The organism is Bacillus sp. ISL-78, assembly GCF_018613455.1.
GTDB lineage: Bacteria > Bacillota > Bacilli > Bacillales > DSM-1321 > Peribacillus > Peribacillus frigoritolerans.
This window is the reverse complement of the sequence record NZ_JAGGQC010000013.1, coordinates 138,718-150,812: the sequence shown is the minus strand read 5'-3', so window position 1 is coordinate 150,812 and position 12,095 is coordinate 138,718. Positions and strand designations below refer to the sequence as shown.

The following is a 12,095-nucleotide window of genomic DNA, read 5'->3' as shown; positions in this document are numbered from 1 at the left end:
CTTTTTAAAAGACTACTTATCCTCTTCAATGCTTTTCGCATTATTCATATTTTTCGAAACGCTTATGTTTGATGTCTTGTATTTGTGATTATCTTACGTGTATTTCAGGTAGTAGTCAACAGGTTTTTTTAAATTTTTTGATAATTCCAAATTGAAAGATTTGTTGTATCCGCTTACATACCTATCATGACCACATTTTATAAAATAAGTTTTTTCAATTTTTAATTTTTAAAAACATCGGATATCCCAATTAAATGATTGTCACGCATTATCCACATGATGGCAGTCACTAGTATCGGGTTCCTAAAAAAGAATCATCCATTTTCCCTTTCAGCTTCATTTCACTGATTGAGGACGCCACTCTTGGTACAAGATTCGGCCGCCATCCCTTTTGAAGATCTCTCGTTGATAAACCGCCTGACATTCCAAGGTGCGGAAAATCACGGAACAATTCAAAATCCCCTCCCCAAACGAATCCCAGGGATTTTGCGATGGCTGCCACCCTTGTCCACTTTTCGCCCTCTGTCCACAGTGCCCGCCTGCCGTCACCACTAACGATGACAAAATCGACTGCAAGGCCATAGTTATGCAAGGATTGCCCCCCCTCTGGCATAAGTCACGATTGGCTTGGATTTATTCGTTCTGCCTCGTTCATACAGTTCATTTTGTTCTCGGAAACTTCGATAACCAGCCGTTATTTGAACAAATATCCCCGCTTCATAAGCTAATTTCACCACTTCGAGTATCGTCTCGTTCACGACCGGGTTCATACCGCTTCCCATATTTTCCTTTGCGCGATTCAATAGGGTTTGTAATTTGATGGCCATCCCAGCACCTCCCCTATATTTAATGCGAACATAACTGCAGGAGGAAAGGCTTTACCATTATTTTATTGGGGGTATAAAGATTATCTGAAAAATGAAAAAGGGCTGAACATAGGTGATATTAATCATCCCCTAAGTCAGCCCTCCGGTTCATTTAGCCAATACATCCCCGTATTCTGCATTTTTTTCAAATTGTTTTTGAACGAACGAACATACCGGAACAATTTTCAGGTTTTCCTCCCTTGCGAATCCTATCACCTTTTCAACAAGGGCATTTCCTACCTTTTGCCCGCGAAGCTTGTCAGAAACAACGGTATGATCGACCGTGATCTCCTCATCACCTGATTTAAAGAATGTAATTTCCGCTAATTTCTCACCAGATTCTTCGACAAAAAAAGAACCTTCACCTTTTTTGATATCCACCATCACGATGACCTCCTTTTAATTCCTCTTTATCATATCTCACAAAAAAGGAAAATAAACAAATATTTAAAACGTGATTGAAATTGAATAAAGCAAGTACTTTCAAGGGTTATAAAGTTAGCATTACCCATGTGAAGTTTATTTACAAACCGATGATGGTTTATATTTTTTTAAGGAAGGCAAAAGACAAAATACCTTTAACTCCCTTAGTATCGATTCCTTGAATTTTATAACGAAGTTGATTGTAGAGAAGGTGCGAGACTCCGCAGGCGCACCCAGGCCGTCCGTGGAAAGCGAGTGCCTGGATCGGAAATCCACGGCCAAATTGTAACCGCCATAAAATTACAGGAAAACTCGTTTTCTTCGAATTTGTCTACAGTCTAATGATTCTTTCATAACCTGAAATACAGTGTTTTTCAAGCTTTCGTTTTTTGATGGCAATGAACTAATGGAATAAAACTTTCCGTAACAATGTAAGAATAAGTATATAATAGCAGAAACAGAAAAAACTGCCCTATTCAGGTTAGGACAGTTTTAAATGAAAACAAAATATAAAATGATCATCGATAACAATATGACCATAAAAACAGCGATTAGAATTACGTGAGCACTTGAAGGCTGGAACGTCCCTTCATTGATTTGCCGTTTCTTCTGAAGATAACCGATTGTCGCCAGTACGGTAATCACAAGTCCCAATGCACACGCAAACATCCCCAGCACGATGCTGATCAAGTCAATCCGGGCATCCCGATGCACACCAATCGTAAAATGCAGGCTTGTCGCAAGAAAACCAACTCCCACTATTGCAATCACCGTTCTTATCCACGCCAAGAAGGTGCGTTCATTAGCCAGGTGCTGCTGGGCATATTTCAATTGGTTTTTCTCCATGTCATCACCTTAATCGAGCGTTTTTATCAAACGTAAAATCAGTCATCTTTTCAGGAGCGAAAAGGCCCTGACCATTGACCCGACAAACATTAGCCCTGCACCGCCGAACAATAAATATATACATAGAGTTTTATCAATAACATTCAAAGGATAAAGCAAGGCCCCCAGCGCCATGATTGCCCCGATCCCCGTTATGGTCCATCCTATTTTTTTCATTCGCGACTCCTAAGATTAATTTATTATTTAGTGAAGGTCCTCCACGGGTTTCCCCCTTTTTATAGATAGCCCCCCCATTACTAGCTTAAACCATTTAAAAACTTACAACAAGTGAGATCCACCGATTATTTTCCCACAAAAAAAGAGCCACAAATGACTCCCTGTTTTGAACACGCCCATTTCAGCCGTTCCTTTTATCCTTTTCCATATATTCTTTTATTTTTCTTTCTTCCCACTCAGACCCGAAGTTTCCTTGTGCAAGAATGGTAATTCCATGTATCAGAACACCAATCCCCCACCCTCCAAGGGGATAAAGGAACCACCAATAACCAGGATCCGTCAATAGATTAATCGCAATCAACATAACATTCACCAATACATACACCATTAGATGAATGTAGAATGACTTAAGATTTTCAACCCTTTTTTTCGCCCGTAGATATCCATCTCCATTTTCCATCCCAGCACCTCCTAATCATTAACACTAATATAAATTACCATCCGCTTCCATAATACCTTATTTTTCATAAAGAAATAAGAGTGAAATGCTTCAAAGGTAAATCGGCAGCTGGGAATCAAGGAGAATCTCTAAAGACCACCTACAAGTCAGCGGGTTTCATTCTATTGTACCCCCGTTCTTCGTAAGGCTGTATTTTTTCCAGCCACATTTCTTCAAGTTTTTTCAATTCCCGTTTAGCATCAAAAAATCCTGTTTCTTTTGGCTTCAATACCTCCAGTACCTCAAAAGAAAAAGCATCTTTCCCATATTGGTTCCACTCACTTTGCAGCACTTTATTGGTGTTTGTCCCGACTTCCAATTCAAATTGTTTCCCCTTCAACGTCTTTAAATTCCTGGTGCTTCCGATAAAGACTTTATTATTTACCGTATTTCTGATTTGGTATACCCCTGCTTCAACCTTCGTTTCTTTATATAATTGCTTCAATTCTTTTTTACGATCCATCTTTCTTGCCCCCAGTCATCATTTCTTCAGCCAATATTGGCTCCCATCAGGCTTTCTATCCATGAATCCATATTCTATTAAGTATCTTCTCAAAAGAACATGATCATGATAAACGGCACCCAATATTTGATTGATTTCTTTTTCTTCGTATTTCCGCTCATTTTCAAAACGGTTCATAATTTCTTGGAGAATGATCAGCCTTTGTTTTTCCTTTGGCGGAAAAGATTTTAATGCATCCTGACTGCCTTTAGGGAAGTATTTTTTCAGTACAGTCACCTTTTCATCTTCAGTAACGTTATAACGATCATCGACCATCCTTGCTTTTTGATGAAGCGGGATAAATGCCGGCGCGTGTTCATCTTTATCTTTCAACAGTTCCATCAGGGCTAAAAACAACTTAGCCTGACGCTCTTTCTCTTTCAACACAAAACGATGGTTCCGAATGGTGGAAGGGCTGCCAATTCCCATTTCCTCCTGAACCTCCGCATCATTCTTCCCTTGGTAAAAAAGTCGAAGAAGACGGTTTTGATGGTCGGTGAGACCTGTAAGTTTTTTATCGAGGTCAATCAAGTATTCAAAAACCGAGCTGTGTGCATGTTCAATATGAATGCGCATATACCTCTCCGCTTCATAAAGAACTCCATCTTTCGGGTATACTATCCCCTTTTCAACTGCATTTCCACACAGCAAACAAACATATTGATTTTCACCTTCGATGTACCCTTGTTTAAGCTCATCCTGAGATGCGCTCCAAAATATTTCTGCGTCCTTCATTAAACAAACACTTCCCTATAAAGTTTACAATATAATAAACATAATATTAATTTGTTTGTATTATGTCAATGTTTTTTCTGTTTTTTTATAACTCCAGCAAATTATGCTTAGTAAGAGGGACTTCATGACATTAAGCTGACAAGGGATTTCACCTTCCATTAAACGGTCCCCATGGCACTATGCCGATATAGTATCCTGAATAATAAGCGGAAATTCCCCTATAATACCTGTCCAAGAATTAAATACGGCAATAATCAAAAACCGTGAATCATTAAAAATAATCTCCAAACCTTAAATAGAAAAAGGCATCCACGAATGGATGCCTCAGACTGTAGACAAAATTCGATGTAAGTCGATTTTACCTACAGTTTTTTTAGCTTGTACAAATTGAACGTTGCCTCCAGGCCCTCGGCGCACTTGCGCCTGTGGGGTCTCCCTTGGACTCGCTATTCCCGCAGGAGTCTCGCACACCCGATCCAAACAACTATGTTTAAAAATTCGGATAGAACTCCTTTTGCCTACAGTTTTTTATTTGAGAAAGTTGGAGTTGATTTCAGAAATCCGCTCCCTTTCCGCCGACTGTCTGCCAAGCCGCATCAAAGCAAGCATTTTTGGTATCTCGGCTGCCAGTTATTCGGCAGTAGCGCTGTGCAAATTTCTTCAATCCAGTGAGGATTACAGTTAAAACTATAAAGATCGGAGCAGTTCATCGACCTAAACCACACAATATTCGACCGTTCATGAATTTTTTTAACCCTCACCTCACCGTTCGGTCTCCGATTCCCATTTTGTCGCGAAGAATGTTTTATGAAATTCCTTATAAAAATCCTTCGCAGAGTTCATTAAGTATTAGCTAGGCACAAACTTAAGTATTCCTTCCAGATAAACACCTTTTTCTTTTCGTTTACATTCCCTCAACTTGATTCTTCCTTCTTTTTCTAACTCTTTGGCTAATTGGACCACTTCTGTTCCATCTTCGGTTATTTCGACTGAGAAGAAATTTCCCCGAGTGGAAGTTTGAATGAACTTAAATAATCTATCTTTATTCATTTAAACATCTCCTTATTTATTACAAGTTCGACATAAATGGTCATCCACCTGCGATAAATATGAAATAAAAAATTTCATGGTTAAAAGGATGCAAATCGAAATGACCCTCGTTAGCTTAAACAACCCAAAAAAGTAAAAAAGCCAAAACCTTTAGAAGGTTTTGGCTTTTTAAGTTAGTGTCCCAGGAGAGATTCGAACTCCCGACCGACGCCTTAGAAGGGCGTTGCTCTATCCAGCTGAGCTACTGAGACGTTTATGATATAAGTTGCGGTAAAACTTATGTATTACCTTAACTGTTCCCTTAGGACACTTCTTATTATAGTAGGATATCAAAAGGAAGTCAACGGTTTTTCAAAAAAAGTTTTTTCTTTTTTTTAAGAACCAGGAAGCGGGGAAAAACGCTTCCTGTTCATTATACATGAAGTCATTCCATTTGATAAGCATTTTTTAGATCCTCAACGATTTTTCCATCAAGGTCATAATAGATGATTTCAAATTGGTCATTTCCAATCTCCAAAATGGCATAGGTTTTCTCTTTTCGTCCCCGCGGCTGCCGTATGCTTCCCGGGTTGATGAAGAGCTTGCCGTCAATCCACTCTGAGCCTGCAGCATGGGAGTGACCAAAGCAAATAATATCCGCCCCTGTCTCCTCACTTTTATAAGATAGGTTCATCAAGGTCATATTTATATTATAGAGGTGTCCATGCGTAACGAAGAAACGCTTGCCTGAGATGTTCTCCACAATATCATCCGGATATGCCGAATCATAGTCGCAATTCCCGCCAACGGCCAAAAACTCCGACATGTGAGGGTCATTTCTTTCCAACTCTGAATCACCGCAATGGATCATGGCGGCGACCTCTTGTTTATGACGGTCGGCAATCATGCTGATTTCATGAGTTAAGCCATGACTGTCACTCATTATTAGCACCTTCATCGTCACATTCCTTCTTCCCTTTTTAGAAATAGATCAAGTTTTTCATCTAGAGCCCTCAATGCGTTGGCACGGTGGCTGATTTGGTTTTTTTCCTCTTTTGTCAATTCAGCGTTTGTTTTGCCTTGTTCCTCTACAAAAAAGATGGGATCATAACCAAATCCATTCGTTCCTGAAGGCTGTTCCGTGATCAAGCCTTCCATCGTTCCCGATACCGTAATCGTTTCCTGGTTGGGTGACGCTAGTGCCAAGGCGCAATAAAATCTCGCCGTCCTAGCATCCTTTGGCACGCCTTCCAGTTCGCGGAGGACTTTTTCCGTGTTTGCTTCATCACTCTTGGCCTCTCCAGCATAGCGGGCAGAATATACGCCTGGACGGCCCTCCAATGCATCAACAATCAATCCGGAATCATCAGCAATGACAAAATGGCCTAGCTGATGGGCAATGGCCTCTGCCTTCAGGATCGCATTTTCTTCAAAGGTCGTGCCTGTTTCCTCCACATCAGGGGCATCCGGTACATCGAGAAGTGTTTTGACTTCATGACCTTTAGCAGAAAATAAGCTTTCGAACTCCTTGGCTTTCCCTTTATTTTTCGTTGCAATGATAACTGTCTTCATTTTTCATTTCACCCTTTTTCATTTTATCGGCACAGGGGCCCTTTTGGGGCTGGAAAGAATTTGCTGTCATTCGTCATATGTAAAAGCCGCTTCTTCTCCAGTGCCAACGGACGGATTCAGCCCTGCCTATCATGATCAACAACAGCCGCTGAATTTTCCAGATAAGTTAAGTCTAACACAACTCCCCCATCTGCAATAACCTGAAACTTATTAACTAACGTTTGTAATTTTCACTATGTTCAATATGGATTTTAACTTTTATGTTATTTATTGAAGTTTTATCAAAAGAATTAATAATTTTATTATCCCACTTATTGACATGGTATCTGTATGCCTTTTCACTTATGTTAAAAAGGTCTGTATTGATTTTTTCCCCCGTCTCCAATGTCTTCAAAATATCTTGCTTAATTTTTATTTCTACCTTTTTTTCGATTTTTTCCATATCCAAATTATCTATATTTTGTTTCAATATCCCATTTGCTTTAACATTTAAATCATATAAGGGTTTCTTTTGTTGTTCCAATACTTTGATGTTTGTTTTGGGCTCCATGATTTCAACACTTACCTTTTGTTTATTCAAGGAAAAAAACATGACTGTCGCCTTATTTTCAACCCATTTCATACCAATCAAATCTTGCTTACTTACGAACCCTTTATACTGTTGTTTTGATAAAACATAGCCGCCATTCAACGTCGGTATCTTTTTTTCTACCCCCTTCTCTGAGTAGTGATGCTCATTTATGACCATGGAGGGAATCAGAATGGAACCAACAGGTTGATAAAATTTCGAAACCAGTTCATTGAATTTTAACGGGGAAATGAAATAGTTCTCATCAATAACGGTCTCTGGCCTTTGAATGATCGTGAATAAGTTAGGAAGGTTAAAGAAACTATCACTGTCAAACACCTTTCTAATATCTTCGTTTGTAACAAACAGCCATGAATTGTATCGCAATAAGGGCTCTTTCCCTACATATTCAATGAAATCCTTCATTTTCTTCTTGATTACATTCTCACTTAAAACGAAGGAGTTAATATGCCCGATATAAAGTGGCAATGCTGCATTTTGTTCTAATTCAGTAAATGCCTCTTCGATACTTTCCCCTTTACCTTCCCCAATCAAAACTGAAGATTTTTCTTGTAATGCAGCAGCCCCCTCTTGTTTTGCTATATCCGCAAAATTCAATGCCTCAAAGTATAAGATGAATTCACCATCTTTATAATCGATCCCTAGAGCGGATCCATATGTTTGAGCTTGAATTTCCTTCATTCCCCAGCATCCTGTCGTCAGTAAAAGTTGACAGCCAATAACCAAGACTATAATTAGCTTTCTCATTCGTCCGACTCCTTTTGCGGTTCATTATCACTCGACTGTAGGGCTTGATTCCGCTGCCTTATCACCCCATACGGAAGCTTGAATAAGACTTTTAACATGTCGGATTTATTTGGTTTGGAAAATGGATTCACAAAAGGCTGTCCGAAACTTTCCAAGGAAACCACAACAATCAAGATAAGAAATAGTCCCATGAAGAATCCAAACAAGCCTAGAAAAGCTGAACATGCAAATATGAATAACCTTATAAGAACGATATTCCCAGCGATATTCTGATTGATCAAGGTATAGCTTGAGAGAACTGTAACAGCTATTACTACGAGCATGGAGGGTGAAGTCAGCCCTGCCCGAATCGCTGCATCACCTATAATCAATCCACCCAACACAGAAACGGTCGGACCTACAGCTTTTGGCAGGCGAAGACCAGCTTCTTTAAATAGTTCGAACAATATGATCATCATGAATGCCTCCAAAGAAGCAGGTATGGGTAATCCCTGTCTCGTGATTGAAATCGTAGCAAGAAGCGAAAAGGGAATTTGATCGAATTGATAGGAGACCAACGCTATAAAAAATCCCGGTAACGTAACCGTTACAAATAAGGCAACTACACGAATGATGCGCATGAAACTAATGTAAAAAAAGCTTGCATGTGCGTCATCAGCAGAATAAAGCAACTGATTAATACTCGTTGGCCCGATCAAGCCTGTGGGATTCCCGTCTACCAGGATTGCAAAGCGCCCTTGATTCAAGGAATCAACAACATAGTCAGGCCGACCGATATAATCCATTAAGGGGAAGATGGCAAATTGATTATCATATAAGAGTTCTTCAACTTGGTAGCTGCTTACTATGATATCAGCCTTTAATGAATCCAATCGTTTTTTAATATCCAAAAGAATCGAGGGATTGATAATGTCATCTATATAAAGCAGCAATATTTTAGTTTTACTTCTTTTCCCGATTGTATATTCTATACATTTAAGTGATGCCGTTTTTAACCTTTGGCGAATTAAAGACATGTTATCCGATATATTCTCAACAAATCCATCCCTAGGTCCCCGAATCGAAGATTCTATATTGGATTCTTCCGGACTGCGCTTAGGGGAATTGGATAATGGGGTATGGTAAATTTCATTGGAAGATTCATTAATGATGATCAGGTCTCCAGAAAAAAGAATGCTTTCCACTTCCTCTTTTAGATTGGAGCCCCTTTTTAGTGTACTGATCTCCATAATATTACTTAATTGATCAATTGTTAATTCCCCATTTTCTTGAACCGCATTTGATATTGTAGGCAGAATCATCTCATTGATGAATGGCATATCCACTAAGTTCGGCGCATATAAAAATCCCAATAGATAACGACCTTCATTATCAAAGGTTTTTGTTCTTAAAACAACATCGGAAGAATGTTCAAACCATTTTTGGATTTGGTCAATGTAAGAAGGAGTTCCATTCAATTTTCCCTTCTTCATAATGTTTCACCTTTTCCTTTCCCCTTTTTAAAAACAAGAAATAACAGGACAATTGCGGCACTCAAAAGAAATAGACTGCAGATTGGAAAGAAATATTTGTATATAAAATAATAAAATGAAGTAGCATCCCAATGGATTAGCGTTCCAATAACAATTAACAAGTATAGTGAAAGCAGTATCCACTTTTGATGTTTTGAATTTGAGATTAACTTATAGCCAATAAATAAACATAAACTTATCCGAATCACGGCACCTGAAAGCCATTGGAAAATGGAGAGGAAATCGAGTCGAGTAATATAATAGCCAAACCTTAACAACTTCCACTGTTCATAAGCAGGATTCCTCATTTTCACTGCTTCCGCCGAACCAAATTCTGCAATCGCTCCCATGAGGGGGCCTAACGTCAGCATGATTAAGATAATACCTACCAGTAAAAGCCACTTGGCTTTTAGCTTATTTTTGAGGTAAGGAGTTAAAAATAAAAAAACGATGATTTCTAAATATCCTGCACTCATATACATCATTCCATTTAAAGTATTGCGATACCCGCTTTCAAATACCGGGAACAATAATTCGTAATTCTTATTACTCGTGTTCCCCAGCCCTACAAATATCCCGAATAAAGTGACGGCCGGAAGAAATAGGAGAGCCAAAGTACTTATGGTGCGTATACCTTTATAACTTGCAAAAATACAAATAAAAGTGAATATGCTGACGACTACGATGTTTGGTATATCATGAGTATAATTGGCTTTTGCCCAAATCACTGTGAATTTAACGGTAATGAAGGCGTTAATTATAAAGTACAAGCCAAATGCTATCGTGAAAATATATGTAACAAAAGGCGTAGACCATTTTTTCAGAAAAGTGATTATATCTTCTTTATCTAGTTTTTTATAAATATAATAAATAAATAGTGTCCAAACGATACAAGGAACAACACTTATTATGATACTTATCCATCCGTCGCGTTGAGATGCGGATAAGATATTGGGAAGGAGCAGGACATGTACCATGAACCCTGTATTCATGATGATTAAAACATAGATGTGTAAAGCCTGAATTACCTTTTGATCCATAATGCCCCCCCATTAATTACATATTTAAAAGTAATTTCCCCTTTTAAAAATTTATTTATGTAAAAACTTTCCCAAAACACGGGAAATTGCTTAGGGGTGGTATAGCTTTCAACTCTCTATCAGCGTGGTCATTCACTGGCGGAGGCAAAAAAATAAGAGGCAGCTGCAAGCTGCCTCATTGTTCTATTTCTAGATATATTTAAAAACTGCCTGTGTTGACTTTCTCTGGACGGACAACTGGTTCGGATAATTTTTTACCTTCTTCATTAAGAACATCTGCGCTGCCCTGCACTTGCACTTCAACGCTTTCAATTCCTTTCTGTTCCGTCAAGGAAAGGACCAAGGCATCAAGAACCTCCTGTGATACCTTTTTCTCTTTAAAGCTTCCAAGGATATTTTCGTTAAAATTCAGGCTGACCTTACCTTCTGCAACTTTAGGCTCGTCAAGTAAAGCTACATCACTCATGAACCCTGTTTGCAGGTTAGAACCTGAAGGGCTCTTCGTTAATTCCTGAATGACTGCTGTTACATTATCAGACACCGTTTCGCTGATCCTGCGCGTCACCGGAACATAATAAGTGTACTCCTCATCTCCGCCTACATAATAAACGGTCAGTGCTTTGGTATTGGATATGTCGACTACATCACTTGTATCGATATTGATTCCTGACGACCTTGAGATATTTTCATCTATCGGTGTGCCATTGACCGGCATTTCGGAAATATCTTCCCCATTGATTCTCATTTGAATTTTATCGACCGAGTCGAATTGTGTCAGGGTCCATGTGATGGCTTGAAGGATTTTAAGTTCATCCTCTTTCTGATAGTTTTTGAATTCCGGAGAAAAGTCCGCCACAGCCACACCGTCTTTAATGTTCACGCTTATTTGGGTATCGGCAGGAATGACGGCCCTGAACCCATTTGGAAGTTTATCCGTGACTGGTCCGTTATTGACAAGGTAATCAAGGGCTTGTTTAGCGACAGCTTCCGATTTAGGAAGTTCCAATGTCTGTGGAACCACATACCCGCTTTTATCAATTAAATATAACTCCGTCTTCACCGTTTTCGATTCTACAGCGCCTTCTTCTCCCTCAGTCGCTGGCTTTTCCTCACCATTCGTTTCTGTTTCTTTTAATGAAGATTCATCCTCGACTAATGAAACATCCTTCGGGGGATCAATTTCCTTTTTCTCTTCACCGCCAAATAATCCGCAGCCTGAAAGCCAAAAAGAAGATGCCAGAATGGTCACAGCCATTGTTACTTTTGATTTATTGGACATAAAATCACTCCTAGGACAGTTTGTACTCCTATTTATACGAGCCCTAAGGGAAAATAGACCAATTATTTTTCCCTCCGATAATGGAGCTGGGCAATTCGCTCGTACTGATGCATCTTTTACAGCTTCATAGGATTTGGGGAGACTTCCGTATGGAACAATCGAGTCCCACCCAAAGTATAACCGGAATGATGATAGGGTCATTTCATCCACCTGCGGGGAAACGAGTGCCTCACGCTCCAAA

General features: G+C 39.3%; 15 protein-coding genes, 1 tRNA gene and 1 other annotated feature (1 of these 17 running past the window's edge). All 16 genes read right to left on the bottom strand.

What is annotated here, in order from left to right; all coding sequences use genetic code 11:
- Positions 1-38: a binding site (T-box leader), on the bottom strand (it extends 221 nt beyond the left edge of the window).
- Positions 39-289: 251 nt separating this feature from the next.
- A complete protein-coding gene (locus J7I96_RS14660) occupies positions 290-592 on the bottom strand; it encodes a M15 family metallopeptidase (RefSeq protein ID WP_214925947.1) in 303 nt (100 codons plus the stop codon).
- A complete protein-coding gene (locus J7I96_RS14655; protein WP_214925945.1) occupies positions 585-827 on the bottom strand; it encodes a D-alanyl-D-alanine carboxypeptidase family protein in 243 nt (80 codons plus the stop codon). The genes J7I96_RS14660 and J7I96_RS14655 overlap by 8 nt, the downstream gene beginning before the upstream one ends.
- Before the next feature lie 147 nt (positions 828-974).
- Positions 975-1,250 carry a GNAT family N-acetyltransferase gene (locus J7I96_RS14650; protein WP_214771189.1) on the bottom strand — a complete coding sequence of 92 codons (276 nt, stop codon included), beginning with the start codon at positions 1,248-1,250 and terminating at the stop codon, positions 975-977.
- A 531-nt stretch (positions 1,251-1,781) separates the two neighbouring features.
- A complete protein-coding gene (locus J7I96_RS14645) occupies positions 1,782-2,135 on the bottom strand; it encodes a YidH family protein (protein ID WP_063594338.1) in 354 nt (117 codons plus the stop codon).
- Positions 2,136-2,177: 42 nt separating this feature from the next.
- Entirely contained in the window at positions 2,178-2,351 is a 174-nt protein-coding gene (locus tag J7I96_RS14640) for a hypothetical protein (protein ID WP_214925943.1), read from the bottom strand.
- A 181-nt stretch (positions 2,352-2,532) separates the two neighbouring features.
- On the bottom strand, positions 2,533-2,811 hold the full coding sequence (locus J7I96_RS14635; RefSeq protein ID WP_214925935.1) for a 2TM domain-containing protein: 279 nt from the start codon (positions 2,809-2,811) through the stop codon (positions 2,533-2,535).
- Between the two features lie 139 nt (positions 2,812-2,950).
- Complete coding sequence (locus J7I96_RS14630) at positions 2,951-3,313, bottom strand: GIY-YIG nuclease family protein (RefSeq protein ID WP_214771178.1); 363 nt, start codon at positions 3,311-3,313, stop codon at positions 2,951-2,953.
- An 18-nt stretch (positions 3,314-3,331) separates the two neighbouring features.
- A complete protein-coding gene (locus J7I96_RS14625) occupies positions 3,332-4,087 on the bottom strand; it encodes a DUF2087 domain-containing protein (protein WP_214925934.1) in 756 nt (251 codons plus the stop codon).
- Between the two features lie 849 nt (positions 4,088-4,936).
- Positions 4,937-5,137, bottom strand: a complete 201-nt coding sequence (locus J7I96_RS14620) for a hypothetical protein (RefSeq protein WP_034308956.1) — start codon at positions 5,135-5,137, stop codon at positions 4,937-4,939.
- A 177-nt stretch (positions 5,138-5,314) separates the two neighbouring features.
- A tRNA-Arg gene (locus J7I96_RS14615) sits at positions 5,315-5,388 on the bottom strand.
- Positions 5,389-5,561: 173 nt separating this feature from the next.
- Positions 5,562-6,074, bottom strand: a complete 513-nt coding sequence (locus tag J7I96_RS14610) for a metallophosphoesterase (RefSeq protein ID WP_214771172.1) — start codon at positions 6,072-6,074, stop codon at positions 5,562-5,564.
- Positions 6,075-6,076: 2 nt separating this feature from the next.
- The gene (locus J7I96_RS14605) at positions 6,077-6,688 is read right to left on the bottom strand and encodes an XTP/dITP diphosphatase (protein ID WP_214925932.1); all 612 of its coding nucleotides are present in this window, start codon (positions 6,686-6,688) and stop codon (positions 6,077-6,079) included.
- A gap of 214 nt (positions 6,689-6,902) precedes the next feature.
- Positions 6,903-8,024, bottom strand: a complete 1,122-nt coding sequence (locus J7I96_RS14600; protein WP_214771163.1) for a Ger(x)C family spore germination protein — start codon at positions 8,022-8,024, stop codon at positions 6,903-6,905.
- Entirely contained in the window at positions 8,021-9,496 is a 1,476-nt protein-coding gene (locus J7I96_RS14595; protein WP_214925921.1) for a spore germination protein, read from the bottom strand. Before J7I96_RS14595 ends, J7I96_RS14600 begins: the two co-directional genes overlap by 4 nt.
- Positions 9,493-10,575, bottom strand: coding sequence for a GerAB/ArcD/ProY family transporter (locus J7I96_RS14590; RefSeq protein ID WP_214925919.1), 1,083 nt, complete (start codon positions 10,573-10,575; stop codon positions 9,493-9,495). Before J7I96_RS14590 ends, J7I96_RS14595 begins: the two co-directional genes overlap by 4 nt.
- Before the next feature lie 199 nt (positions 10,576-10,774).
- Entirely contained in the window at positions 10,775-11,854 is a 1,080-nt protein-coding gene (locus J7I96_RS14585; protein ID WP_063594348.1) for a GerMN domain-containing protein, read from the bottom strand.
- Positions 11,855-12,095: the final 241 nt, after the last annotated feature.

Excerpts from the sequence above, each read along its gene's own strand:
- J7I96_RS14610 (WP_214771172.1), bottom strand. The coding sequence starts at position 6,074 with ATGAAGGTGCTAATAATGAGTGACAGTCATGGCTTAACTCATGAAATC.
- J7I96_RS14655 (WP_214925945.1), bottom strand. The coding sequence starts at position 827 with ATGGCCATCAAATTACAAACCCTATTGAATCGCGCAAAGGAAAATATG.
- J7I96_RS14605 (WP_214925932.1), bottom strand. The coding sequence starts at position 6,688 with ATGAAGACAGTTATCATTGCAACGAAAAATAAAGGGAAAGCCAAGGAG.
- J7I96_RS14600 (WP_214771163.1), bottom strand. The coding sequence starts at position 8,024 with ATGAGAAAGCTAATTATAGTCTTGGTTATTGGCTGTCAACTTTTACTG.
- J7I96_RS14630 (WP_214771178.1), bottom strand. The coding sequence starts at position 3,313 with ATGGATCGTAAAAAAGAATTGAAGCAATTATATAAAGAAACGAAGGTT.
- J7I96_RS14640 (WP_214925943.1), bottom strand. The coding sequence starts at position 2,351 with ATGAAAAAAATAGGATGGACCATAACGGGGATCGGGGCAATCATGGCG.
- J7I96_RS14625 (WP_214925934.1), bottom strand. The coding sequence starts at position 4,087 with ATGAAGGACGCAGAAATATTTTGGAGCGCATCTCAGGATGAGCTTAAA.
- J7I96_RS14635 (WP_214925935.1), bottom strand. The coding sequence starts at position 2,811 with ATGGAAAATGGAGATGGATATCTACGGGCGAAAAAAAGGGTTGAAAAT.
- J7I96_RS14620 (WP_034308956.1), bottom strand. The coding sequence starts at position 5,137 with ATGAATAAAGATAGATTATTTAAGTTCATTCAAACTTCCACTCGGGGA.
- J7I96_RS14585 (WP_063594348.1), bottom strand. The coding sequence starts at position 11,854 with ATGTCCAATAAATCAAAAGTAACAATGGCTGTGACCATTCTGGCATCT.
- J7I96_RS14645 (WP_063594338.1), bottom strand. The coding sequence starts at position 2,135 with ATGGAGAAAAACCAATTGAAATATGCCCAGCAGCACCTGGCTAATGAA.
- J7I96_RS14595 (WP_214925921.1), bottom strand. The coding sequence starts at position 9,496 with ATGAAGAAGGGAAAATTGAATGGAACTCCTTCTTACATTGACCAAATC.
- J7I96_RS14590 (WP_214925919.1), bottom strand. The coding sequence starts at position 10,575 with ATGGATCAAAAGGTAATTCAGGCTTTACACATCTATGTTTTAATCATC.
- J7I96_RS14650 (WP_214771189.1), bottom strand. The coding sequence starts at position 1,250 with ATGGTGGATATCAAAAAAGGTGAAGGTTCTTTTTTTGTCGAAGAATCT.